The organism is Halorubrum distributum JCM 10118 (assembly GCF_000337335.1).
GTDB lineage: Archaea > Halobacteriota > Halobacteria > Halobacteriales > Haloferacaceae > Halorubrum > Halorubrum distributum.
Window position 1 is genome coordinate 19,358 of sequence record NZ_AOJN01000065.1, and the last position, 25,300, is coordinate 44,657.

The 25,300-nt window shown below is 68.0% G+C and carries 21 protein-coding genes; 7 read left to right on the top strand and 14 right to left on the bottom strand.

All coding sequences use genetic code 11. From position 1 onward, the window contains the following. The first annotated feature begins 47 nt into the window (after positions 1–47). From C466_RS14910 to prf1, 3 genes are all read left to right on the top strand, one after another. Positions 48–983, top strand: coding sequence for an NAD-dependent epimerase/dehydratase family protein (locus C466_RS14910; protein WP_004598693.1), 936 nt, complete (start codon positions 48–50; stop codon positions 981–983). Positions 984–1,649: 666 nt separating this feature from the next. Then, positions 1,650–3,458, top strand: a complete 1,809-nt coding sequence (gene argS / locus C466_RS14915; protein WP_004598694.1) for an arginine--tRNA ligase — start codon at positions 1,650–1,652, stop codon at positions 3,456–3,458. Positions 3,459–4,104: 646 nt separating this feature from the next. After that, positions 4,105–5,355: a peptide chain release factor aRF-1 gene (gene prf1, locus C466_RS14920; protein ID WP_004598695.1), complete on the top strand. Its 1,251-nt coding sequence runs from the start codon at positions 4,105–4,107 to the stop codon at positions 5,353–5,355. A gap of 34 nt (positions 5,356–5,389) precedes the next feature. Here prf1 and C466_RS14925 read toward each other — a convergent pair whose 3' ends face one another. The 6 genes from C466_RS14925 to C466_RS14950 all read right to left on the bottom strand — a co-directional run bounded on the left by C466_RS14925 (position 5,390) and on the right by C466_RS14950 (position 14,297). Then, complete coding sequence (locus C466_RS14925) at positions 5,390–5,833, bottom strand: metal-dependent transcriptional regulator (protein ID WP_004598696.1); 444 nt, start codon at positions 5,831–5,833, stop codon at positions 5,390–5,392. Positions 5,834–5,876: 43 nt separating this feature from the next. Further along, positions 5,877–6,362, bottom strand: a complete 486-nt coding sequence (locus tag C466_RS14930) for a ferritin family protein (protein WP_004598697.1) — start codon at positions 6,360–6,362, stop codon at positions 5,877–5,879. A 143-nt stretch (positions 6,363–6,505) separates the two neighbouring features. Beyond that, on the bottom strand, positions 6,506–7,720 hold the full coding sequence (sufD, locus tag C466_RS14935) for a Fe-S cluster assembly protein SufD (RefSeq protein WP_004598698.1): 1,215 nt from the start codon (positions 7,718–7,720) through the stop codon (positions 6,506–6,508). Between the two features lies 1 nt (position 7,721). Continuing rightward, positions 7,722–9,152: a Fe-S cluster assembly protein SufB gene (sufB, locus tag C466_RS14940; protein WP_004598699.1), complete on the bottom strand. Its 1,431-nt coding sequence runs from the start codon at positions 9,150–9,152 to the stop codon at positions 7,722–7,724. A 52-nt stretch (positions 9,153–9,204) separates the two neighbouring features. Then, on the bottom strand, positions 9,205–10,122 hold the full coding sequence (locus C466_RS14945) for an ABC transporter ATP-binding protein (protein ID WP_004598700.1): 918 nt from the start codon (positions 10,120–10,122) through the stop codon (positions 9,205–9,207). Positions 10,123–10,268: 146 nt separating this feature from the next. Further along, positions 10,269–14,297, bottom strand: a complete 4,029-nt coding sequence (locus C466_RS14950) for an intein-containing DNA polymerase II (RefSeq protein ID WP_004598701.1) — start codon at positions 14,295–14,297, stop codon at positions 10,269–10,271. A gap of 102 nt (positions 14,298–14,399) precedes the next feature. On the opposite strand from C466_RS14950, the gene C466_RS17070 reads away from it, so the two are divergent. From C466_RS17070 to C466_RS14960, 3 genes are all read left to right on the top strand, one after another. Next, a complete protein-coding gene (locus C466_RS17070) occupies positions 14,400–14,573 on the top strand; it encodes a DUF7331 family protein (RefSeq protein WP_004599863.1) in 174 nt (57 codons plus the stop codon). Between the two features lie 111 nt (positions 14,574–14,684). Beyond that, on the top strand, positions 14,685–15,155 hold the full coding sequence (locus C466_RS14955; protein WP_004598703.1) for a DUF7322 domain-containing protein: 471 nt from the start codon (positions 14,685–14,687) through the stop codon (positions 15,153–15,155). A gap of 26 nt (positions 15,156–15,181) precedes the next feature. Then, the gene (locus C466_RS14960) at positions 15,182–15,652 is read left to right on the top strand and encodes a DUF7346 family protein (protein WP_004598704.1); all 471 of its coding nucleotides are present in this window, start codon (positions 15,182–15,184) and stop codon (positions 15,650–15,652) included. A 373-nt stretch (positions 15,653–16,025) separates the two neighbouring features. Here the strand turns inward: C466_RS14960 and rad50 are convergent, their stop codons facing one another. The 4 genes from rad50 to C466_RS14980 all read right to left on the bottom strand — a co-directional run bounded on the left by rad50 (position 16,026) and on the right by C466_RS14980 (position 20,843). Further along, positions 16,026–18,719 (bottom strand): DNA double-strand break repair ATPase Rad50, encoded by a 2,694-nt coding sequence (gene rad50 / locus C466_RS14965; protein ID WP_004598705.1) that lies wholly within the window; start codon positions 18,717–18,719, stop codon positions 16,026–16,028. After that, entirely contained in the window at positions 18,716–20,152 is a 1,437-nt protein-coding gene (gene mre11, locus C466_RS14970; RefSeq protein WP_004598706.1) for a DNA double-strand break repair protein Mre11, read from the bottom strand. Before mre11 ends, rad50 begins: the two co-directional genes overlap by 4 nt. Beyond that, on the bottom strand, positions 20,149–20,502 hold the full coding sequence (locus C466_RS14975; protein WP_004599865.1) for a hypothetical protein: 354 nt from the start codon (positions 20,500–20,502) through the stop codon (positions 20,149–20,151). Before C466_RS14975 ends, mre11 begins: the two co-directional genes overlap by 4 nt. 77 nt (positions 20,503–20,579) lie before the next feature. Next, positions 20,580–20,843, bottom strand: a complete 264-nt coding sequence (locus C466_RS14980; protein WP_004598708.1) for a helix-turn-helix domain-containing protein — start codon at positions 20,841–20,843, stop codon at positions 20,580–20,582. Positions 20,844–21,036: 193 nt separating this feature from the next. Here C466_RS14980 and C466_RS14985 point away from each other — a divergent pair, with 193 nt between their 5' ends. Then, positions 21,037–22,344 carry a proteasome-activating nucleotidase gene (locus C466_RS14985; RefSeq protein ID WP_004599866.1) on the top strand — a complete coding sequence of 436 codons (1,308 nt, stop codon included), beginning with the start codon at positions 21,037–21,039 and terminating at the stop codon, positions 22,342–22,344. 57 nt (positions 22,345–22,401) lie between these two features. On the opposite strand, the gene C466_RS17485 is transcribed toward C466_RS14985, so the two are convergent. The 4 genes from C466_RS17485 to C466_RS15000 form a co-directional block, all read right to left on the bottom strand. Further along, positions 22,402–22,533, bottom strand: coding sequence for a hypothetical protein (locus tag C466_RS17485; RefSeq protein WP_004598711.1), 132 nt, complete (start codon positions 22,531–22,533; stop codon positions 22,402–22,404). Between the two features lie 89 nt (positions 22,534–22,622). Further along, a complete protein-coding gene (locus C466_RS14990; RefSeq protein ID WP_004598712.1) occupies positions 22,623–23,798 on the bottom strand; it encodes a DHH family phosphoesterase in 1,176 nt (391 codons plus the stop codon). 125 nt (positions 23,799–23,923) lie between these two features. Further along, on the bottom strand, positions 23,924–24,826 hold the full coding sequence (locus tag C466_RS14995) for an SDR family oxidoreductase (RefSeq protein WP_004598713.1): 903 nt from the start codon (positions 24,824–24,826) through the stop codon (positions 23,924–23,926). Continuing rightward, positions 24,823–25,275, bottom strand: coding sequence for a DUF5791 family protein (locus tag C466_RS15000; RefSeq protein ID WP_004598714.1), 453 nt, complete (start codon positions 25,273–25,275; stop codon positions 24,823–24,825). Before C466_RS15000 ends, C466_RS14995 begins: the two co-directional genes overlap by 4 nt. Positions 25,276–25,300: the final 25 nt, after the last annotated feature.

Sequence of the window (25,300 nt, forward strand, 5' to 3'; positions counted from 1 at the left end):
TCGCTCCGATTCCACACCTACTTATCCGCGACCGCCGACGGACCGGTATGAACCTCGCCGATTCGCGCGTCCTCGTCACCGGGGGCGCCGGCCTCGTCGGGAGCCACCTCGCCGCCGCGCTGCTCGACCGCGGCGCGACCGTCCGCGTCGCCGACGACCTCTCGAAGGGCACGCGCGACCGGGTCCCCGACGGCGCCGAGTTCGTCGAAGCGGACGTGACCGACTCGGACGACGTCGCCCGCGCGGTCACCGAGGACCTCGACGCCGTCTTCCACTTCGCGGCGTACACCGACACGAACTACGACGACGACCGCGTCCTCTTCGAGGAGAACACCGAGATGACGTACACCGTCTTAGAGCGGATGCGCGAGGTCGGCGTCGACCGCTTCGCGTTCACCTCCTCGTCGACGGTGTACGGCGAGGCGCCGCGGCCGACGGCCGAGGACTACGCGCCGCTCGAACCCATTTCGATCTACGGTTCATCGAAGCTCGCGGACGAGGCGCTGATCTCGACGTTCGCGCACTCGTACGGGGTCCAGTCGTGGGTGTTCCGCTTCGCGAACATCGTCGGCCCGCGCCAGCGCGGCAACGTGATCCCGGACTTCATCGAGAAGCTGGACGAGGACCCGACGGAGCTGGAGATCCTCGGCGACGGCCGCCAGGAGAAGTCGTACATGCACGTCTCCGAGTGCGTCGACGCCATCCAGCACGTCGTCGAACACGCCGACGACGCGTACAACGTGTACAACCTCGGCACGCGGACGACCACCTCCGTCACAGACATCGCCGACATCGTGAGCGAGGAGCTGGGCGTGGAGCCGGAGTACGCCTACACCGGCGGCGACCGCGGCTGGACCGGCGACGTGCCGAAGATGCGGCTGTCGATCGAGAAGCTCGCCGACTTGGGGTGGGAACCCTCGATCGAGAGCGACGCGGCGGTCCGGCGGAGCGCGCGCGAGCTGATCGACGAGATCGTCTCATAAGTAGCGGCTGACGGATGCCGTGACCTCCCGAATTGCCGTTCAGAGTGATTATTTATAAATCGTTGATTGCGGTCGACCGTGGTCGCCTCCGAAACTCCAGCCGGCCGCTTATAAATGGTTGCTGACGGATCGGCGGTGAACAGCTTCAAAGCCCCAGCCGCTTGTTTATAAATAACTGAGAACAGATCGGCGGTGAATGCCTCCAAAGCCCCAGCCGTGAGGACGGCGCACGCTCGTTGCGCGCTTCAGTCGCTCGCGGTGCTCGCTCCCTCCAGTGTGTCCGTCGCCTGCGCTGTCCTCACGGCTGCCCCTTTGAGTCCCGCCCTGCCCCGCCCCGCACCTCACACCTCCCCAGCCTCGTCGCCGGACTACGTCCGGCTGTAAGCGAGAGCTTCGCTCTCGCCCTGTCAGTCGCCTCNCCCCAGCCTCGTCGCCGGACTACGTCCGGCTGTAAGCGAGAGCTTCGCTCTCGCCCTGTCAGTCGCCTCCGCTTCGCTCCGGCGACTGACTCCCTCGCACGGTGCTGACTCGCGGCCGCCCTCGGCGGCCGCTCGCAGGCACGCGCCACCGCAGTCCCGAATGTCTCAACTTCGTCCGTTCGATCCCACGCCTCGCCCGCCGAGCCGCTTCGGAAGGGCCTTTTAACCCGCCCGTCGAACGGACGGTATGTTCAGGCAGTTCCGGTCGGAGGTCGAGGCGGCGCTCGCGGACGCGCTCGGCTCGCTCGACCTCCCGACCGACGACCTCGGCATCGAACGCCCGCCCGACGACATGGACGCGACGCTCGCCTCCAGCGTCGCCTTCCGGCTCGCGGGCGAGGTCGGCGCGCCCCCGCCGCAGGTGGCGGGCGAGGTCGCCGAGGCGGTGTCGGTCGCGGACGCCGACTACGTCGCGAGCGTCGACACCGCGGGGCCGTACGTCAACTTCCACGCGAACGAGCGCTACCTCGCGGACACCCTCGACGCGGCCGCCGTCGACGACGACTACGGTGCGCTCCCCGACCGGGACACCTCGGTCGTGGTCGAGCACACCAGCGCGAACCCGACCGGCCCGGTCCACGTCGGCCGCGCGCGCAACCCCATCGTCGGGGACGCCGTGGCGAACCTCTTGGAGTACGCGGGCTACGACGTCGACCGCCACTACTACGTCAACGACGCGGGCCGGCAGATGGCGGTGTTCACGTGGGCGTACGAGCGGTTCGACGAGTCCGACCTCGACGCCGACCCCGCCCGCGACCGCGCGGAGTACGACCTCGTGCGCTACTACCGGAAGGGGAACGCCTTCTTAGAGGAGGCCGACGCCGACGCGGTCGAGGCCGCGGAGGCGGAGATCCAGTCGATCCTCCAGGGGCTCGAAGCCGGCGACGAGGAGACCTACGAGCGCGTGGGCGAGGTCGTCGACACCGTCCTCGGCGGGATGAAGGATTGTTTGGCGCGCCTCCCCGCCGAGTTCGACGAGTTCGTCAAGGAGACGCGGTTCATGCGCGACGGCTCCACCGACGACATCGCCGGCCGCCTGAAGGAGACCGACCACGCGGTCTACGAGGAGGACGCCTGGCAGCTGGAGCTCGACGAGTGGGGGATCGAGAAGAACCTCGTCTTCCTGCGCTCGGACGACACGAGCCTCTACACCACCCGCGACTTGGCCCACCACGAGTGGAAGTTCGACAACTACGACCGCGCCGTCACCGTCCTCGGCGAGGACCACAAGCTCCAGGCCGACCAGCTGGACGCGACCCTCGAACTGCTCGGCAACGACGCCGACCGGCTCGGCCACGTCATCTACTCGTACGTCAACCTTCCCGACGGGAAGATGTCGACGCGGAAGGGAACGGGCGTGATGCTCGACGACCTGCTCGACGAGGCGATCGACCGCGCCCGCGACGCCGTCGAGTCCCGGATGGACGACCGCATCCGCGACGACGACCTCACCGACGCGGACGTCGAGCGCATCGCCCATCAGGTCGGGATCGGCGCCGTGCGGTACGACATCGTCTCCAAACAGCCCGCGAAGGCGATCACCTTCGAGTGGGAGGACGCGCTCGACTTCGAGGCGCAGTCGGCCCCGTTCGTCCAGTACGTCCACGCGCGCTGCGCCGGCATCCTCGGCGAGGCCGCGGCGGAGGGCGTGGACGTACCCGGCGTGACCGCGGACGCCGACGGCGAGGTCGACCTCGACGCGCTCGACGTGGACGCGGGCGCCCTCGAAACCGACGCAGCCCGCGACCTCCTCCGCGAGGTCGCGCGGTTCCCGGCCGCGATCGAGGCGGCGGCGGACGACCTCGAACCCCACACGATCGCGACGTTCACCCGCGAGTTCGCGGACGCGTACAACGCCTTCTACCGCGAGTGCCCGGTCGTGACCGCCGAGACCGACGAGCTGCGGGACGCCCGGCTCGCGGTCGTCGCGGCCGCGAAGCACACGATGGCGAACGCGCTCGACGTGCTGGGCGTCGAGGCGCCGGAGTCGATGTAGGATCGGTGCCGTCGAGTTCGGCCTTCTTCGGGTACTGACCGGAAATCGGCGGCGAACACCAAAGCCCCAACCGCTCGTTTATAAATAGCTGCTAGCGGACCGGCGGCGAACACCTCCAAAGCCCCAGCCGCGAGGACAGCGCACGCTCGCTGCGGTCCTCGGTCGCTCGCGCTGCTCGCTCCCTGTGGTCCTTGCGTCGCCTGCGCTGTCCTCGCGGCTGCCCCTTTGAGTTCCGCCCCACACAGCACCGCCCCGCACCTCACACCTCCCCAGCCTCGTCGCCGGACTACGTCCGGCTGTAAGCGAGAGCTTCGCTCTCGCCCTGTCAGTCGCCTCNCCCCAGCCTCGTCGCCGGACTACGTCCGGCTGTAAGCGAGAGCTTCGCTCTCGCCCTGTCAGTCGCCTCCGCTTCGCTCCGGCGACTGATTCCAGCGAGAATCGGAGATTCTCTGGCAGCCGGCGCGTAGCGCCGGCGACCTCGCGCGTGCTGTCTCGCGGCCTCCGCTTCGCTCCGGCCGCTCGCAGGCACACGCCACCGCAGTCCATTTATAAACGAACGTGCGTTCGACGACCCGTACGACCCGCTATCGACGCGCCGGCCGGGAGGTCAAAGATTACTTACACGCACGCGACCGTATTTCAGGCAATGAGTAGCGACGCACAGGAGGCGAACGAGGACCGCCGGAAGTACGAGTTCCGCAAGGTCATCGAGGAGCTCAAAGACTTCGAGGGCTCCGGCACCCAGCTCGTCACCATCTACATCCCCGAGGACCGGCAGATCTCCGACGTGGTGGCCCACGTCACGCAGGAACACAGCGAGGCGTCCAACATCAAGTCGAAGCAGACTCGGACCGCCGTCCAGGACGCGCTGACGTCTATCAAGGACCGACTGCGCTACTACGACACCTTCCCGCCCGACAACGGGATCGTGATCTTCTCGGGCGCCATCGACGCGGGCGGCGGCCAGACCGACATGGTCACCCGGACGCTGGAGTCGCCCCCGCAGCCCGTCGAGTCGTTCCGGTACCACTGCGACTCGGAGTTCCTCACCGAGCCGCTCGAACACATGCTCGAAGACTCCGGGCTGTTCGGGCTCATCGTCTTGGACCGCCGCGAGGCGAACGTCGGCTGGCTCAAGGGGAAACGCGTCGAGCCCGTCAAGTCCGCCTCCTCGCTGGTCCCCGGCAAACAGCGGAAGGGGGGGCAGTCCGCACAGCGGTTCGCCCGCCTGCGCCTGGAGGCCATCGACAACTTCTACCAGGAGGTCGCGGGGATGGCCAACGACCTGTTCGTCGACAAGCGCCACGAGCTCGACGGCATCCTCGTCGGCGGTCCCTCGCCGACCAAAGACGAGTTCCTCGACGGCGACTACCTCCACCACGAGCTCCAAGACAAGGTGCTCGGCAAGTTCGACGTCGCCTATACCGACGAGTCCGGGCTGAAGGACCTCGTCGACGCGGGCCAGGAGGCGCTCGCCGACCAGGAGATCGTTCAGGACAAAAACGACATGGAGGAGTTCTTCGAGAAGCTCAACACCGGCCAGGAGGCCACCTACGGGTTCGAACAGACCCGCCGGAACCTGATCATGGGCTCCGTCGACCGGCTGCTCATCTCCGAGGACCTCCGCTCGGACGTCGTCGTCTACGAGTGCCCGAACGGCCACGAGGAGTACGAGGTGGTCGACGCCCGCCACTCGACGCCGGACCACGAGTGTAGCGAGTGCGGCGAGGAGGCGGCCGTCGAGGAGCGCGAGGACGTCATCGAACACCTGATGGCGATCGCGGAGCAGCGCGGCACCGAGACCCGGTTCATCTCCACGGACTTCGAGAAGGGCGAGCAGCTCCTCGACGCGTTCGGCGGAATCGCGGGCATCTTGCGCTACTCCACCGGCGTCTAAGACCGAGAACCCGCTCCGCGACCGTTTACCGTTTTTACTGCTGCTCCGGTTCGACCGGCTCCGGAGCGATCTCTAAGCACGCGCAGGCGTCGGACTCGGGGTCGAAGCAGTCCGGGCACTCCGGCTGGCGGTCGATGATCGTGTCGAGCCGCTCCGCCACCGTGTCGTCGATGACGGCCTCCAGCTCGCGGGCCTCCGCCTGGAAGTCCTCGACCGCGAGGACGTTCGCGAGGAAGCGCTCGATGATACAGTAGGTCTGGAGCGCGTCGCGGGCGCGGACGATACCGTCGTCGGTGAGCGTGACGCCCTTGTACTTCTCGTGCTCCGCGAGGCCGCGCTCTTCGAGCTTGCCGATCATCTCGTTGGCGCTGGCCGGGCTGACGCCGAGCGAGTCGGCGATCGACCCGGTCGAGGCGGGACCGTCTTCGCTGTCCTGTACGACGTATATCGTCTTGAGGTACTGATCTGCGGTGTTCACGGCTGTCCTCCGTCGGCGCTCGTCGGCGACTCGTCTGCCCGGTTCATCGGCGCTCCATGACCTCCGTGACCTCGCGTACTCCCTCGGCCTCCTCGTCGCGGATCGTCGTCAGGGTGGCGAGCAGCTCCCCGCGGTCGATCGAGAACGTCGCTTCGGAGTCCTCGATCGCCTCGATGAGGTCGTCGTAGAACTTGTACGCCGTCTCCTCGTTGCACAGCTGGTCGTACAGCACGTCGTCGAAGTCCTCCGGCCGCGTCCGCCCGTAGCGGGCGTCGACCAGCGATTCGATCTCGCCGAACGGGACGCTGTCGACGCCGAGCCCCTCGACGAGCGACTCAAGCCGCTCGCGGTGGTCGGCGGATTCCTCGGCGGCGTCCGCGAGCAGCGTCTCCACCTCCTCGTCGAGCTCGGCGTCAAGCTGCTGGTAGTGGCGGTGCGTTCGCGCTTCGACGACCTCCTCGAGCACGATTCCGATCTGGAGCAGCCGCGCGAGCTGGTCGTCGGAGGCGACCCGCTGGCTCACACTCACCGCGACCACCCGAGACGGCGCGATACGCGGGTTCGCATACCTCCGACTCGGGCGTCGTCGGTCTTAAGAGATTCCCCTCGCTGGCCGGTCACTCCGCGCCGCGACCACGCCGGAATAAAAAACCGCCAGTCCGCGTCGACGGCCTACTGAAGCCGTTCCAAGACGAGCTCCTCGACGTCGTCGCGGAACTCGTCGACCGCGATCTCTTCGAGGACGGGCACGAAGAAGCCCTCGACGAGCATGTTCCGGGCCGTCCGCGAATCGATCGACCGGCTCTCGAGGTAGAACAGGTCCTCGGCGTCGACCTGCCCGACCGTCGCGGAGTGGGAGGCCTCGGTGTCGTGGTTGTGGATGATCAGCTTCGGCGACGCGTCGGCCTCGGCGTCGTCCGACAGCATCAGCGTGTTCTCGCGCTGGTAGCTGGAGGTGTTCCACGCGTCCTCGCCGACGTCCTGGACCCCCTCGTAGACGGAGCGGGCGACGTCGTCGAGCACGCCGCGGGTGACGAGGTCGGCGGTCGTCTGCTCCGCCTGGTGCCACACGCGGGCGTTGATGTCGAAGTGCTGGTCGTCCGTGCCGAAGAACGTCCCGACGATCTGGCTCTCGGAGCCGTCGCCGTTGAGCTCGGTCTCGATGTCCGAGCGGGTGAGCTTCGACCCGAAGTTGCTCTCGATCCAGTCGACCGTCGCGTACGTGTCGGTCACGCCGCGCTTCAGCGAGTAGGTGTACGCGTCGTCGTCGAGGTTCTGGAGCGAGCCGAACTGGACGTTCGCGTTCTCGCCCGCGACGACCTCGACGAGGTTCGAGAAGTAGCGGTCGTCGGCGACCTCGGCGTCACCCGTCTCGATCGACTCGAGGATCGTCACCGACGACGACTCCTCGGCGACGACGAGCGTCTGACTGAACAGCGAGCGGGAGTTCATCTCCGCGCGCACCGTCACGTCTTCGACGTCGACGCCCTCGGGGACGTAGACGAACGTGCCGGTGGTGAACAGCGCGACCGACAGCGCCGTGAGGTAGTTGTGTTCGGGGTCGAGGACGGAACCGAAGTTCGCCTCGATGACGTCGCCGTACTCGGCGAGCGCCTCGGTGAACGGCAGCACGACGACCTCGTCGTCGCCCGCGGTCCGCTCGGTCTCGTCCGCCTGGTTCAGCGGGTCGACGAGCGACTCGAAGTCCAGCGCCTCGAGGTCGGTCCAGCGACGGCCCGGCGTCTGGATGACGTCGGGCAGCTCGGCCGTCTCCAGCGCGGAGAGCGCGTTCAGGCGGGTCTCCACGAGCCACTCGGGCTCGTCGCGTTCGTCGGCGATGCGTCGTACCGTGTCCTCCGAGAGGCTCTCGATTGCTTGCGTGCTCATGTTATCCGAGCGAACCCTCCATCTCGAGCTCGACGAGCCGGTTCAGCTCGACGGCGTACTCGATCGGCAGCTCCTCCGTGATCGGCTCGATGAACCCGGAGACGATCATCTGCTTGGCGTCGTCGTCGTCGAGACCGCGCGACTGGAGGTAGAAGATGTCCTCGTCGCCGATCTTGCCGACGGTCGCCTCGTGGGCGACGTCGACCTTCGACTCGTTGATCTCCATGTACGGCATCGTGTCCGACGTCGACTCGTTGTCGAACATCAGCGCGTCGCACTCCACGGCCGTCGAGGAGTTCTCGGCGCCGTCCGCGATGTGGACGAGGCCGCGGTAGTTGGTGCGGCCGCCGTCCTTCGCGATCGACTTCGACTCGACGGTGGACTTCGTGTCCGGCGCGTTGTGGTACACCTTCGCGCCGGTGTCGATGTCCTGGCCCTCGCCCGCGAAGGCGATGGTGATGTGGTTGTCGGAGGCGCCGCGGCCCTTCAGGATCGTCGAGGGGTACAGCATCGTCGCCTTCGAGCCCATCGAGCCGGAGATCCACTCCATGCGCCCGCCCTTCTCGGCGATGGCGCGCTTCGTGTTGAGGTTGTACGTGTTCTTCGACCAGTTCTGGACGGTCGAGTACTGGACGTGGGCGTCCTCGCCGACGAACACTTCCACGCCGCCGGAGTGGAGGTTAAACGCCGAGTACTTCGGGGCGGAACAGCCCTCGATGTAGTGGACCTCGGAGCCCTCCTCCGCGATGATGAGCGTGTGCTCGAACTGGCCCATCCCCTCGGAGTTCATCCGGAAGTACGCCTGGACCGGCATCTCCACGGTGGTGTTCTCCGGGACGTAGACGAACGAGCCGCCGGACCAGATGGCGCCGTGAAGCGCCGCGAACTTGTTGTCGCTCGGGGGGACGCACTTCGTCATGAAGTGCTCGCGGACGATCTCCTCGTGCTCTTGGACGGCCTTGTCCATGTCACAGAAGATGACGCCCTTCTCCTCCCACCGCTCCTGCATGTTCTGATAGACGATCTCGGACTCGTACTGCGCGCCGACGCCCGAGAGCGCGTTCTTCTCCGCCTCCGGGATGCCGAGCTTGTCGAAGGTGTCCTGGATCTCCTCCGGGAGGTCCTCCCAGCTGTCGGCGCCGCCGCGCTTGTCGATGTCCGGCCGGATGTACGGCACGATCTCGTTGATGTCGACCTCCGAGAGGTCCGGCTGGCCGGGCCAGTCGGTCGGCATCGGCATCTCTTGGAACTGCTCGAGCGCGCGCAGGCGCCGCTCCAGCATCCACTCCGGTTCGTCCTTGTCCTCCGAGATGACGCGGACCGTCTCCTCGGTGAGACCCTTTTCGCTCTTGAAGGCGGACTTCTCCTCCTTCTTGAACTCGAAGCGGGCCTCGGTGTCTGTCTCCTTAAGATCGTCCTGTTGTGAACTCATAGTGTATTGTTACGGATTCCCGTGTTTACGTGTGTCGCGTGCCCGCATTTGGTTACGCCGCCTCGAAGGCGTCCTCTCGGACCCAGTCGTACCCCTCGTCCTCGAGCTTCTCGGCGAGCTCCGCGCCGCCGCTCTTGACGACTTCGCCGTCGAGCATGACGTGAACGTGGTCGGGCTCGACGTAGTCGAGGATGCGCTGGTAGTGGGTGATCTGGAGGATACCCGTGCCCTGCTCGTCGCGGAGCGCGTTGATCCCCTTCGAGACGTCCTTCAGGCGGTCGATGTCCAGCCCCGAGTCGATCTCGTCGAGCACGGCGACGCTCGGCTCCAACATCGCGGCCTGGAGGACCTCGTTCTGCTTCTTCTCGCCGCCGGAGAAGCCGGCGTTGAGGTAGCGCTGCATGAACTTCTCGTCCATGTCGAGCAGCTCCATCTTCTCGGAGAGGATCTCCTGGAACTCGGCGACGCCGATCTCGCCGTCGTCCGCGGGCCCCTCCATCGGGGAGGTCTCGTAGCCCTCGTCGTCGTCGGCCTCGGCTTCCGCCTCGTCTTCGTCCTCGAACAGCTCCTCTCGCTCGTCCGCCTTCGCGTTGAGGGCCTGGCGGAGGAAGTTCGTCATGGTGACGCCCTCGATCTCGGCGGGGTACTGGAAGCCGAGGAAGATGCCGAGCGCGGCGCGCTCGTTCGGCTCCAACTCGAGCAGCTCCCAGTGATAGTCCTCGTCGTCCAGATCGACGTCGACGTCGGCGACGTCCTCCTCGCTGAGGTGGAGCAGGATCTCGCCGCCGGTGACCTCGTAGGCGGGATGGCCGGCGATGACCTTCGCGAGCGTCGACTTACCGGAGCCGTTCGGCCCCATCAGCGCGTGGATGTCGCCGGACTCGACGGTCAGGTCGACCCCGAGAAGGATGCGTTCGCCGCCCTCTTCCGCCACTCGTGCGTGAAGATCGTTGATTTCGAGAGTAGCCATGTGTATTCTCGTGCCTCGTACGTTGACGGTGGGGGTTGAGGGGGTTAATGGTTACGCATCTCCCCGTCAAAAGTCGCAAATCAACCAAGAAATTTTCTTTCGATCGAAAACTGCTTTCGACGGTCGGCGTTCACCCTCACCGACGGTCACATGAACGAGCCGAGTCCGGTCTGTTCCTGGCCGGTCTTCACCTCCTCCCACGACATCCCCAGCGCCTCTATCACGCGCTCTATCGGTCCTTTGAGCGTCTTGTCCAGCATCTTCTCCCAGTCGACCTCGAACTCCTCGGGGACTTGGTCCGCGTACTCGAAGCAGATCACGTCCGGATCGCGTTTAAACTCCCCGTACAGGTGATCGCGCTGCGGGTCGAGCCCCTCCTCGTCTTCCATCCGCGCCCAGAAGTCGGGGTGGACCTTCTCGATGTACAGCCGCTTCGGCTTCGACCCGCTCCCGAAGTTGGTGCCGAGCATCAGGTTTGCGTACTTTGCCCCCCGGACCTGCGCCGTCGGCGTGTCGTAGGCGTCCAGCTTCTTCCCGATCCCGCCCGGGATCCCGATCTCGTCGAGGTCCATGTCGCCGTCGAGCACCCGCGCGATGACGTCGACGAGGTACTCTTTCACCTCCTCCATGTCCTCGTCGATGTCGTCGCCCGTGACGATCGTCTCGATGACGTTCTGTTGGACCTCCTTCGTGATCCCGGCGATGTCGGAGCGCTTGTACTCGAAGCCGGTGATGTCGATGTCGTCGACGTCTTTCCCCTCCTTCCAGACGATGTGGCCCGCGTACCGCTTCTTCTTGCCCGCCTGGAAGAAGCGCCGGTAGAGCTTCTCGAACTCGATCTCGAAGCGGTGGAACTCGGCGTTGAGTTCGTCGCGCGCGAAGTCGTCATAGCGCTCATTGATGTGGTCCTCTATCTCGAAGGAGGTCTCGATCGCCTCCTCCTTCGCCATGTCAGAAAGGGATAACATAACGCTGTCGGTGTCTCCATAAGATACTTGATAGTTAAGCTCTTCTGCGGCCTCCTCGGTAAAGTCGATGACCTCGCGACCGGTCGCTGTGACGGCTGCTGCGCCCTCTTTGTCGTAAAGCCGGAACCGATCCCATCCCGTAACTCCGTATAGTGATTGGCCGACGAACTGGAACTTCCCGTTCCGCCCCGCGAGGAGCGTGTGATTGTCCTCAACGGTCACGCAGTAGACGCCGTCCTCGGCTTCGCTCCGAGACCCGCTCCGGTGTATCCGAAGCGTGTTCTTCGCGTCTTCCGTGACGTAAATCCGCCAGCTCCCGCTGTCACGGTTGTAGCTCGCGGTGAGCCCGAGGTGAGCACACAGGCGGAGCACGTCGTCCCGAAGCCGTTCGCTCGACGTCGTGTACCTCCACGACCCGGACTGCCGGTCGCCATCGCCGTCGATCAGCGTCTCCAAGAACGCGCGCTTCTGCGTCCTCGTCGCCTCGAAGACGCGGTCCGGGATCCGCTTCTTGAAGCTCCCGTCGCCGCAGCGGTCCCGGATGAGGTCGCCGAGCAGCGCCGAGGTGAACTGATAGCTGCGGTCGTCGACGTAGTAGTCCAGCCCCATCCGATCGAGAAGATCCCCGATCGTCTCGTGGTCGGAGTCGCCGCCGTCCGCCACGGCGTCCTGCGCGATCTGTATCGTGGTCGCGGAGCCGCGGAGATTGTCGCCGAACCGCTTCTCCTCGGAGGTGTACACGTTCCCTTCCGTGACGTACCACGCGAGCAGTTCGAGGAAGTCGTCGCCGTCGAACGTCCGCGGGATCCACTTCCGACCGGACTCGCGGTGGACGAAGCTCGTCTCGCACACCGATTCGACGTACTCGCGGTGTTCCTCGAACTCGGCAGCCGTGAACACGTAGCCGGTCTCGCCGACGTCCGCCTTCGGCACGCGCCGCGGCGTCCAGCCGAGTTCGGCCGTGAACGTGTGACCGTGGACGCTCGGCCGGACCCACACCTCGTACTCGCCGTCGACGAGTTCGGTCAGATCGACCTCATCGATCCGTTCCCCGTCCGGTCCGTCCCAATCGTGAGGCAGTTCGTAGTTCGTCGCCCGGTCGAGGTCGCCCGCCTCCACGAAACTGTACCCGTCTTCGGTGATCCCGTTCGTCTCGTTCTTTCGGACGAGCATCCGGTGGTTCGGCGTCACCCGGAAGTCGATCTTCGACGTTTCGATGTCGACGAGTTCGTCTCGGTAGTCCGGGTACGCGTGGGTCTCTTCGACGGTCTTCAGCTCCATCTCCTCCGTATCGGGATCGAGCGAGTACACGGCGTCGCCGACCTCCAAGTCCGTAATCGACCGAACGCCGTCGGGGGTTACGACCTCGGTGTCCGGCGTGAAGCAGTTCATAATAACCTTCACAGAAGCCTGCTGACGGTCGTACTGTTCGTACGGCTCGGTACCGGGGTCGTGGTCGTTCCGGAGCGCCTTCTTCTCCTCGCGCTCGGAGAGGAGCTCGTCGACCATCTCGCGCATGATCCCGTCCGGCTCCTTCTGGAAGTGGGTCCCGTTGGGCGCGACGTACGTCTCGCCGTCGTACTCGTCGGGGTCGACCTTCGTCTCCGGGCCGGCGTTGATCGTCACCATACACATCGGGTAGAGGCTCTTCAGGTCTTGGACCGTCACCATCTCCTTGACGCCGGTGATCGGGTCGAAGACGGCGCCGCCCTCGAAGTCTTCCGACTCCTGTTGGCCCTTCGTCGGGAGCGCGAACTTCCCGAACGCCTTGTGGAGGACGTACATGTCGACGGTGTCGCCGGGCGTCGGCGCGTCCTCGATCTTACAACCGACGAAGGTGCGCACCTCGTCCCAGAAGGCGATCACGTCCTGTTTCCGGTCGATCTCGACGCACAGCTCCACGTCGCGGATGCTGTACTCCAGCAGGCGCTCGGGGTCCTGCTCCCAGAGGTCGCCGATGTCGCCGGTGTAGCGCTCCTTGCCGACGCCGAGCTCGCGCTCGCCGACCGCGTCGAGGCGGTACGACTCCAGCTCGGTGAACATCGTGCGCTTGTAGGCGTACAGCAGGTCGAAGACGACCCGGCCCTTCACGTCGGGGCCGCCCCAGCCGGAGCGCCACACCTCGCCGATCCGGGAGAGCCGGTCGACGTCGAGGTCGTACTGGCTCCCGTCGTCGAGCACCTCCAGCCGGTCGAGGACGTACGGCGCGTCGAAGTCCTCGAAGTTCCACCCGGTCAGGAGGTCCGGGTCCGTCTCGTCGATGTACTCGACGAACGCGTCGAGCATCGCGGCCTCCTCCTCGAAGGTGCGGACCCGGAAGTCGAGCTCCCCGTCGCCGTCGACGATCCCCTCGTAGTCGGGGAGGTCTTCGGGCGGGGGGATCTCGGCCTCGGGCGCATCGTACAGCCAGACGACGTACTCGTCGTCGTAGGAGTCGTGGCTGGTGAGACAGATGATCGGCTCCTCGCCGTCCTCGGGGAACCCCCGCCGGTCGTCCACCTCGATGTCGAAGGTGTTCACACGGAGGTCGGCGTCGACGTCCGCGGGCTCCAACATCCCCTCGTGGACCTGGATCGTCCCCTCGCCGTCGTCGAGGCGCCGCTCCTCGACGCGGATCCCGCCGTTGATCCCGTTGTCGATCAGGAACCGGTTCGGGAAGAGGATGTCAGCCTCGAAGCTGGTCTCGAAGTCGTCGCGGATGTTCCCCACGTCGCGGGGCGTCCGGGTGACGATCCGGGTGAGCGGCTCGCCGCGGATGCTCTCGTAGGGTTCGCCGTCGGGGTTCTCCTCGCGGGTCCCGATCACCACGTCGTACTCCTCGACCGGGTCGCGGTCGAGGTCGGCCGTGGGGACGTAGAAGTACGGCTCGACGCCCAGGACGCGGAGGTGTTCGACGACGTCGTGGTCGGCGTCCTCGACGTGTGCCGCCGGCCGGCGGCCGAACACGTGGACGACCGGGTACTCGTCGCTGCCGTACCCCTCGACGGCGTAGTCGATCTGCGTGATCATCAGCTCGACGGTCCCGGTCGACTCCGGGAACTTCGCCTCGTCGACGTCGACCACGTCGCTGACGTGGCCGCGTCCGCCGCCGGCGACGGCGGCCGCCTCTTGGGCGGCCAGCTCCTCCCGTTCGGTGTCCGTGTCGCCGTCGGCCCCGTCGCCCGCGTCTCCGGTCGACGAGAAGTCCGACAGCCCCGACTGAGTCATATCCGCCCTTCGGCGTCACCCGGCTAAAAAACTCGGCTTTCGGGTGCGGCGAGGTATCCCGCCACGGAAAGGCATATATTGTGTGACGACTTACCATGGTCTATGTCTTCGGACCCACGTTCCGAACCCCAGGCGGCTCGCCCGGCCGATTCCGACGCGGTCGACGCCGAGGTGGAGGCGTACGAAGACGACGGGAACGTGGTGCTTTTCGACGCCACGAACCCCCTCGCGTGGGTCGAAGCGAGCCGAACCGTGCGGCTCGCCGACGCGGTCTGAAGCGGCTCTCGGCCTCGATCCTCCGTTCCGTCGCAGCGCGCCTGTTCCACCGTAGCCGCGGCGCCGCGTCCGGACGGAACCCCTTTGCCCCGGCGCGGCGTACGCCCGGGCGTGTTCAGCCTCGACGAGGACGACGAGGGCGAGATCTCCGTCGGCGAGAGCTCCGACGCCGAGCGGGAGATGACGCCCGACATCCCGAAGGCGCCCTCGGTGAAGTCGTTCGACGACGGCGGCGACTTCGAGGGCGCGAGCGACGTGGACCAGGGGACCCTCCGCGCGTTCGTCGTCGCCGTCATCTACGCCAACGCCGCCGTCCTCCTCGTCGCGCTCGGCCCGATGGTGTGGTTCTTCGAGGGCTGGTCGCGGATCGGTCCGGCGCTGTTCGTCGGGGGACTCTTGGCGGGCGTCCGGACCTACCAGACGTACCGGGCGTGGCAGCGCTCTCGGGACGAGGCGGACGAAGCCGCCGAGGGCGAAGCAGACGCTGAAGCCGCCGAGGGCGACGAGAACGCCGAGACGGACGGAGACGCCGAACCCGACGAGGACGACTTCGACCCCGACGCGGCGCCCCCGGAAGCGTAATGTCCGCGGGCCTCTCCGCTTCCACTATGCAGACGGTCCGCGACGGCGACGGCGAGACGTACCTCCTCGTGAAACGCTCCGCGGAGTCCAGCCGCGTTCGGGACCCGCTCACCGGCGCGGAGCGGTACGTCGACAACGAGGAGCTCAGCGTCGTGGACGGCGAGTCACCGCTCGCGACCGCGGCCTCCGGCGTGCCGGAACCGGTCCGCCGGACGCTCGGCGCGGTCCGCGACGACCGGTCGCTCGGCCTGCTCGCCGTGGTCGTCGACGAGGGACCGATCGCCGCGATCGACCTCCTCGACGCGGCCGACATGTGCGAGTCCGACCTCCACGGGACGCTCACGGAGTTCCGTGCGGCGGGACTGGTCGACGAGGCCGAGGTCGCCGGGCGACGCGGCTACGAGGCGACCGCGGTCGCGGTCGAGGCGCTCGAACTGTTGCGGGACGGATCGGCGGAGGAGGGCGACGGATCGGCGGAGGAGGGCGACGGCGACTGATACCTCGCTTATAACCGCTATCTGCGGCCGGCTGCGGCTGTTCGTTTATAAATAGTTGATTCTAGATCGACGACGAACAGCTCCAAAGCCCCAGCCTCGCGGCTGCCCCTTTGAGCCCCACCCGACCGCGACCGCACGGCACCTCACGCCTCCCCAGCCTCGTCGGGCGCGTCCGTCGGGCTCCCTTCGGTCGCCCTCNCTCCCTCGCGCGTGCTCCTCGCGGCCGCCAGTGGCGGCCGCTCGCAGGCACGCGCCGACGTGGAGGGGCGGGCTGACGTCGCCGCCGTCCCTCTCAGCGGCGGTGTCCCCGCGGGCTTCCACCGCTCCTGCCGTCGTCGGATATTTATAAAGGAAACAGTCGCATCGGTGGCGCTCAGTCGTCCACGAGTTCGGCGACGTCGAGGTCCGCCGCGTCCTCCCGGCGGACGGTCGAGCGGTTCGAGCGCGGGTCCTTCTCGACGGTGACCAGCTCGTCGGCCGCGCCGACCAGCTCGTCGTCGTGGCTCACGATGACGATCTGGCGCACGCCGAAGCCGCGCATCTCCTCGACGAGCCGGACGAGCCGCGAGACGTGGCCGGAGTCGAGGAACACCGTCGGCTCGTCGAGGATGAGCGGCGGGGTCGGCGCGGCGCCCTCGATCCCCTCCGAGAGCAGCCGGTAGATCGCACAGCGCAGCGAGAGGTTGAACAGAGCGCGCTCACCGCCGGAGAGCTGCTCGGGGTCGAGCGGCTCGCCGTCCTTCTGGTAGACGGTGAGGACGTACTCGCCGTCGAGTTCGATGTGCGAGTAGGCGTCGTTGCCGTAGACGAGCTCGAACGTCTCGTTGAGGGTGCGCTCCAGCTCGGTGACGTTGCGCTGGCGGAGCTCCGCACGCAGGTCGCCGTACATCGACTCCAGCTCGCTCGTCTCCTCGTGGAGCGTTTCGAGCGCTTCGACGCGCTCGCCGAGCGCCTCGCGCTCCTCGCGGAGCGCCTCCAGCTCGCTGAGCTCGCCTTTCACCCCGCCGATCGCGTTCTGAAGCTCCTCCCGCCGTTCGTTGAGACGGTCGAGCTCCTCGGCGACCTGTTCGAGGTACTGCTCGGCGTCGGCTTTCCGCTCCTTCGCGTTCTCGACCGCGTCCTCGTCGACGGCGTCCGCGAGCTCGTCGCGGCGCTCGCGCTTGTCGGCGAGCCGGTCGCGCCGCTCGTCGTTCACCTCGTCGAGGTTCTCCCGCTTCTCGCGGCGGCGCTCGATCTCGTCTTCCGCCTCCGCGATCGCGGACAGGCGCTCCTCGACAGCCGTCACCGCCTCGTGGGCGGCGTCGACCGCCGACAGCGACGCCTCCAGCTCGTCGACGCGCTCCGCGGCCGCCTCCGCCTCCTCGCGCTTCTGGGCGGCGACCTCACGGGTCTCTTCGGCCTCCTCCCTGAGGTCGGCCGCGCGCTCGCGCTTCTCCTCGGCCGTCTCCCGCTTCCGGTCCGCCGCCTCTCGCTTCTCTTCGACCCGCGCTTCGAGGGTCTCGACCCGCTCGTCGATCTCGTCGAGCCGGTCCGCGGCGCTCGCGAGCTCGTCCAGCTCCGCGATCCGCTCGTCGAGGTCGTCCTCGCGCTCGCGGGCGTCCTCCAGCTCCGCTTCGAGCTCCGCGACCCGCTCGCGATCCTCGTCGATCCCGCTGGCGTGCGGCGAGTCCTCGACCGGCTGGCCGCACTCCGGGCACTTTCCCGCCGCGAGCAGCTCCTCGGCCTCTTCGACCCGCTCGCGGGCGTTCTTCAGCTCCGCCGACAGCTCGGCGATCCGCTCGCGGACCTCGCCGCGCCCGTCGCGCAGCGCGTCCCGCTCGTCGGCGACGCCGTCGCGGTCGACGTCCGCGTCGGCGGCCGCGAACCGGTCGTAGAGCCCGTCTGCCTCATCGCGGAGCTCCTCGATCGACGCTTGGGCGTCCTCGGCGTCCTCGGCCGCCGCCTCCGCTTCGTCGGCGAGGTCGTCGGCCTCGGACTCGATCTCCGCGGCGCGCTCGGTCCGATCGTCGGCCTTCCCGGCGAGGTTCGTCGCCTGATTCCGGAACGCCTCGGCGCTCACCCGCTCGTCGTCGAGCTCCTCGCGGACCTCCGCCTCCCGGTCGTCGAGCTCCGCGCGCCGGTCGGCGATCGCTGTCTCGGTCGCCGCGTCGAGCCCGGCGTCGTCGAGCCGGTCGTCGATCGCGGCCTCGATCTCGTCGATCCGCTCGCGCGTCTCGCGGATCGCGTCGCGGTGCTCGTCGCGCTCGCGCTCGGCCTCCCGGATCGACGCCTCGATCGCGTCGATCTCCGACTCCACCGACTCCAACTCCTCCCGCTTCTCGGCGTGGGTCTCGAGCGTCTCGGCGGCCGCGTCGCGCGTCTCTTTCGCCTGCTCCCGCTGCGTCTCGTACCGGTCGATCTCGTCGCTGACGTCGCCCAATTCGCTCTCCAACTCGTTGAGCCGCCCGTGGAGGTCGCGGTCCTCCTTCGCGGCGATCTGCTCGTCGAGCTGGTCGAGCCGCCCGCGACGGTTCTCCAGCACGTCCTCGACGCCGAGCCGAGCGTCGCCGGCGCGATCGCGGTACTCCTCGAGCCTTCCCAGCTGGAGCAGGTCGTCGATCGTGTCCTGCCGCTCCCGCGGGGTGGCGTTGATCAGCTTGTTCACCTCTCCCTGCCGGACGTACGCGCAGTTGACGAACGCCTCGGCGTCCATCCGTAGCAGCTCGGTGACGAACTCGCGGACCGCCCGCGCGCCGTCGCGCGTCACGTCGCTCCCGTCGGTCGACTCGAGCGTACACTGGTGGTCGATCCGGTCGTCGTAGGCTCTGAGCCGCCTCTCGACCCGGTAGGAGACGCCGTCGTGGGTGAACCACAGCTCGACCTCCGTCTCCGCCTCGCCGTTCGTGATGACGTCTTCGAGGGTGCCGTCGAGCGCCTTCGACCCGTACAGCGCGAAGAAACAGGCCTCCAACAGCGACGACTTCCCGCTGCCGTTGAGCCCGTGGATGACCGTCACGCCCTCGGTCAGCCGCAGGTCGGCGTCGCCGTACGGCTTGAAGTTCGCGAGGCGGACGCGGTCGAACTTCACAGGTAGTCCTCCATGGAGACTTGGCCGTCGTTCGACGCCGGATCGGGGTCCGTCGCCTCCACGCGATCGGACTCGGCGTCCGGCTCGTCAGTGGTCGATTCGTCCGGGTCTGTGTCGGCCGCGTCTGATTCGTCCGACTCGGATCCGTCGGCGTCTGCTTCCTCGGTGCCTGCCTCCTCGCCGTCGTCCGCCTCCTCGCCGTCGTCCGCCTCCTCGCCGTCGTTCACCTCTTCGCCGTCGTTCACCTCTTCGCCGTCGTCCGCCTCCTCGCCCTCGACCGCCTCCGCGTCCGACTCGACCGGCTCGAACGCGCCGAGGTCCGCCTCCTCGTCGAGCCGCTCCTCGATCCGCCGCTTCACCGTCTCGCGGACGTTGGCGTCGGGGACCGTGTCCTCTCGGACCGCGCGCTCGACGTCGCGCGCGGCGGTCGACAGCGCCATCTCGTCGAGCCGGTCGCGGACGGCGTCTTCGGGGTCGGCGAAGCTCACGTCCACCTCGCCGTCGGCGTCGACCTCGCGTCTGTCCGTGACGCGCGCGATGAGCGCGCCCTCGTCGGTGGCGAACTCCTCGACGGCCGCGGGCGTCACCGGGTCGCCCTCGCCGGTGATCTCGACGTGGACGACCGCCTCGGCGAGGTCGTACTCGCGCACGCGCTCGCGGACTCGGGACTCGCCTTCGCCCTCGCGCAGTTCGACCGAGACGAAGACGAACGGACGGGTGTCGAGCGCGCGGCGTCGGATCTCGACGCGGTCGTCGCCCCCGGCCGCGTCGGCGTCGAAGACGACGAGGTTGTAGCCGCGCCCCTCACGCTCGCTCGCGCTCGCGCGCTCGGTCGAGCCCGGGTACGTGACCCACGTGTCCGCGACCTCGGCGGTGTCGGGCTTGTGGTTGTCGCCGAGCAGCATGGCGTCGAACGCGACGTCGCTCTCGGTCAGCACGGTCTCCGTGTCCCAGTCGGCGTAGCCGAACGGCTCGAAGAGGCCGTGCGCGACGAGTGCCGCGTACTCGGCGTCGTGGTCGGCGAACGCGTAGTCGAGGTCGTCGCGCCGCGAGACGGGGACGTGGTCGAGGCCGTAGAAGGCGGTGTCGCCCACGACGACCGGCTCGTCGCCGAGCCGGGTCGCGAGGCCGAGGCGCTCGAAGAGGTCGAGCCACTGCCCCCCCCGCGTCGACTCGTGGTTGCCGACGACCGCGAGGAAGGGGATCCCGGCGTCGTCGAGCCGGCGGAGGACGGAGATGGTCCCCATCAGATCGTCGAGTTCGGGCCGGCGGTCGTGGAAGAGGTCGCCGGCGTGGACGACGGCGTCGACGCCGTCGTCGACCGCGTCGTCGACCACGGCCTCGAACGCGTCGAGGAAGTCCTGGCGCCTGACCGGCGAGTGGTACTGCGAGTACCCGATGTGGGTGTCGCCGGTGTGGATCACCCGTGTCATCTGTTCGCGTCTTGGCCGGTGTCCGGCTTAGGGATTCCGGGGCCGGAGCGGAAGTGGTCGGAGTCGCAGTTGTCGCCTTCTTTGACCGCTGCGGCCCGCCGGTACCCTCGGTACGCGGCGAGGGCGTCACGGCCCCGTTCTGCGGTCGCCTCGTCGCCCGCGCGCTCCGCGGCATCGACCGCGTCCGCCAGCCGGTCCAACCCGACGGCGTCGACGAACCCCGCCGCGCGCCGGAGGTCGGCGCGCGCGGCGTCCGCCTCGTCGATCACTGCGGCGTACGGGCGCCTCGCGGTGTCGGTGCGTGTCGCGAGCGCGGCCAGAGCGCGCTTGACGGCGGTAGTCGAGACCACGGGCCCACTGGCGCGGTATCGGATATAAATCGTCGCGGACGGTCGTCTCCGACGCTCAGGTGCCCGGAGTCAGACGCTCAGATGCCCAGCGAGTACAGGCGCTTTCGCGCGTCCGTGAAGGAGAACCGCGAGTCGACGACGCCCTCCTCTTCGAGCCGCGACAGCGCGTAGCGGACGGTCCGGGGCGGGAGCAGCGTCTCCTCGGCCAGTTCGCTCTGGGTCAGCGTGTCGTTGTAATCCAGCACCTTCGCGACCAGCTTCGCGCTCGGGGGGAGGTCGCGAACGGCCGCCCAGCGGTCCGCGGTCCCGTCGTCGGCGGTGACGGCATCGGTCGTGCTCATGCGTGGTCCGATCGTCGTCATGCCGATTAATAATATTTACTATCCATTTTAATTATTTCAGGTTATATCTTGGCGGTCAACGGTATCGATAGTCGCGGGCGCAGACCGCCGTCGCTCGCCGTCTCGCTGGCGGAACGCCCCCATCGTGCCCCCACCCGAAGCCTCTTATCCGCGAGACGCTTTAATAAACACAATGAGCGATACGGTCGACGACGTCGATATGCCCTACGACGAGGGAGCGGCGTCGAAACAAGAGAAAATCGACTCCCTTCAGGAGCGGCTCGACGTCCTCGAGTCCCAAAACGAGGAGATGCGCGACAAGCTCCTCGACGCCAACGCGGAGAACAACAAGTACCAGCAGAAGCTCGAGCGGCTCACCCACGAGAACAAGAAGCTGAAGCAGTCCCCGCTGTTCGTGGCGACGGTACAGGAGATCACGCCCGACGGCGCCGTGATCAAACAGCACGGGAACAACCAGGAGGCGCTCACGGAGATCACCGACGAGATGCGCGAGAAGCTCGACCCCGACGACCGCGTCGCGGTCAACAACTCCCTGTCCGTGGTCAAGAAGCTGGAGAAGGAGACCGACGTCCGCGCCCGCGTGATGCAGGTCGAACACTCCCCGGACGTCACCTACGCCGACATCGGCGGGCTCGAAGACCAGATGCAGGAGGTCCGGGAGACCGTCGAGATGCCGCTGGAACACCCCGACATGTTCGAGGACGTGGGCATCACGCCCCCGAGCGGCGTCCTGCTGTACGGCCCGCCGGGCACCGGGAAGACGATGCTCGCGAAGGCCGTCGCCAACGAGACGGACGCGACGTTCATCAAGATGGCCGGCTCCGAGCTCGTCCACAAGTTCATCGGCGAGGGCGCCAAGCTGGTCCGGGACCTCTTCGAGGTCGCCCGCGAGAACCAGCCCGCCGTCCTCTTCATCGACGAGATCGACGCCATCGCCTCGAAGCGGACGGACTCGAAGACCTCGGGCGACGCCGAGGTCCAGCGGACGATGATGCAGCTGCTCTCCGAGATGGACGGCTTCGACGANTCGAAGCGGACGGACTCGAAGACCTCGGGCGACGCCGAGGTCCAGCGGACGATGATGCAGCTGCTCTCCGAGATGGACGGCTTCGACGAGCGCGGCGAGGTCCGCATCATCGCCGCGACCAACCGCTTCGACATGCTCGACCCCGCCATCCTCCGCCCCGGTCGCTTCGACCGCCTCATCGAGGTTCCCAAGCCGGAGACCGAGGGCCGCGAGATCATCTTCCAGATCCACACCCGCAACATGAACCTCGCCGACGGCGTCGACTTCGCCGAGCTGGCCGAGCTGACCCCGGACGCCTCCGGCGCCGACATCAAGGCGATGTGTACCGAGGCCGGGATGTTCGCCATCCGCGACGACCGCACGGAGGTCACGCTCGACGACTTCCTCGAGGCCCACGAGAAGCTCAGCAAAGACGAGGAGACGAGCGCCGACGACTCGCTGGCGTTCGCCTAATCGGGCCGCGCCCCGATTCGGGAGCCGCCGTCGACTCGCTTTTTCCCGCGACCGTCCTCACAGCGCCGCGACCGCGAGGTACGGGAGCACGAACACGAGCAGGAACACCAGTCCGACCGCGAGCGCGTAGCCGGCGCCGACGCCGGCGAGCGCGAGCCATCCGTCGTCGAGCGCGTCAGCGACGTTCATGTCGGACGCACCGCGGCTCGGAACTTAAATCCGGGCGCTCGCGTCACCGCGGACGCCTGTCGCGCGCGGCCGCACCGCGTCGGCCCCGGTCACACGTCGCCCGCCATCGCCCGGAACAGCCCGTCTGCGAGGGCGTCGCGGTCGACGGTCTCGGGCTCTCCCTCCCCGGTGGGGTCGACGCTCGGTTGGATCGTCCCGCCGCCCATCCGGGAATGGCCCCCGCCGTTCCCGTTGTCGACGTCGTCTAACACCGCCGCAATCGCGTTGCCCATGTGGACCCGATCGTCGCGCGACCGCCCCGAGAGGTGGACGGTCCCGTCGCGCTCGCCGATCACCACGACGGCGCTGACCCCTTCGAGCTGGATCAGCTCGTCCGCCGCCTGCGGGATCGCGTCGACGTTGTTCACGCCGCCGACGTCGGCGACCCCGAACGACCCCTCGATGCGGCGTCCCGCGATCGCCCGCGCCTTCACCTCCAGCACCTCCGCGTCGACCGCGGGGTTCGCGATGCGGTCGAGCCGGTCCTGGTCGACGCCGGGGTAGAGGTAGGCGGCCGCCGCGAAGTCGGGCTCGCTGGCGCCGACGGTGAGGTGCTTCGTGTCGGCCAAGATCCCGTACAGCAGCCCGGTCGCCGTGTCAGTCGACAGCGTCAGGGCACTCGCCGTCTCGCTCGCGTGCTTGTCGGGGGGCACGGGGACGGCGTCGTTGTCTTGGAAGTACTCGGCGACGACCGACGCGGTCGCGCCGTAGTCGGTCCGCACGTCGGTGAACGACTCGCCGGCGCCGTCTCCCGGGTGGTGGTCGACGACCGCCGTCGGCAACACGCCGTCGGCGCCGGCGAACCCCCGCGGCTCGTTGTGGTCGACCAGGACCACCGACTCCGCCGCGAGGTCGCTCACGTGTTCGATCGGCTCCAGTTCGAGGTCGAGAACGGTCCGGAACGCCCGGTTCTCCTGGTGACGGATCTGGCCGGGGTACTGGACGGTCGCGTCGACGTCCACCTGGGCGGCGAGCGAGGCGACCCCGACCGCGGCCGACATCGCGTCCGGGTCCGGGTTCGGGTGCATCAACACCGTTATCTCGTCTTCGTCGGCCAGCAGTCGGCGGAACCGCACCCCCGGCGTCCGCCGGGACCGCAGCACCACCACTCCGGCCGCGACGGCGATCAGGACGACGAGCGCCACGGCGACGGCGAGCTCGGGATTCTCTCGGGCCATGGCCTCCGCCTGCGAGAACCGGTCGCCGACAGCGCTCATCGCTCGCATGGGTTGTGCCGAATCGCTCCCGACACATGAAGGTTCGTTACCGTTCTGACGGAGTGAAATCGACGGAAACCGGCCGCATTCGGGCAACTACCCACCGAACTGACCGACCGTCCGGTCGAGGCGTGCTACTCGGTCCGCGCCCGGTACGCACGCACGGCGTCGCGGTACCCCGACCGGAACGTCGGGTGGACGAGCTCGTAGCCGAGTTCGCGGAGCAGCGCGTTCGAACACCGCTTGCTCGTTCGAATCCGGCGCTCGGCGGCCGCGGAGAGGTCGCCAGCCGCGATCCGCTCCTCTTTCGACAGCTTCTCCGGCCGCGGGACGCCGCAGGCGTCGGCGAGCCAGTCGGCGAACGCGTGTTTGTCGACCGGTTCGTCGTCGACGACGAGGACGACGCGGTCCCGTGCGCGGTCCGTCTCCAAGAGGTGTCGGATCGACCCCGCGGCGTCCGCGCGGTGGACCATGTTCAGGTAGCCGGCCGTCACCGGTCCCTCCACGTACCGCTCCAGTCGGTATCGGTCGGGGCCGTACAACCCCGCGAACCGGACGACGGTCCCGTCCACCCCGGCGTCGCCCGCGCGCTCGGTCGCGATCCGCTCGGCCTCGGCGAGGACGCGGGTCTTCTCGGTGGTCGGCTCGACCGGCGTCTCCTCGTCCACCCAGCCGCCGTCGTGGTCGCCGTACACGCCGGTCGAGGAGGTGTACACCAGCCGGTCCGGCGGCGAGGGGCGCGACCCGTACTCGTCGACGACGTTCGCCAGCCCGTCGACGTACACCTCCCGCGCCGCGTCGGCGCCGCGGCCGCCGGAACTGGCCGCGAAGACGACCGCGTCGGCGTCCGGCAGCGCCGAGAGCGACGCCGGGTCGGTCGCGTCCGCGCGCACGGCCTCGACGTCGGGTGCGACGGCGTCGACCGCGTCGAGCCCGGCGTCCGACCGCCGGACGCCGGTCACCGCGTGGCCGCGGGCGTCGAGTTGGCGTGCCAGCGCCAGCCCCACGTAGCCGCAGCCGACGATGACGACCCTCATGGCTTCCGACGCTCGATGACCGCGAGGATCTCGGCGAGCTGTCCGAGCGTCATCGCGGTCCGTCCTTCCAGTGCCTGCTGGACCTCCTGGCCGGTGAGGTCGGCGTCGATCTTCGCGGCGATCGCGTCGACGTCGAGGACGGCGGTCGCCATCCCCATCAGCAGGTGATCGCGCACCTCCGCCACCATCGCGTCGGCGTCGCGGTCCGGGTTCGCCGCCGCGAGGACGGCCGCTCCGTCCGCGAGCGAGAGCGCCGTGACGTCCCCGTCGTGGACGGCGTTCGCGTCCGCCTCGCTCAGTCCGACCTCGTCGACGAGCGGGTCGGCATCGACGCTCGCCGCCGCATCCGACACCATCGCTTCGAAGGCGGCGAGCAACTCCGGCGCCGTCGGCTCATCGGCGTCGACGTGGGGTCCATCGCCGCGACCGTCGACGACCTCGTGGAACATACCGTCACTCGATCGCCGCGTCTCA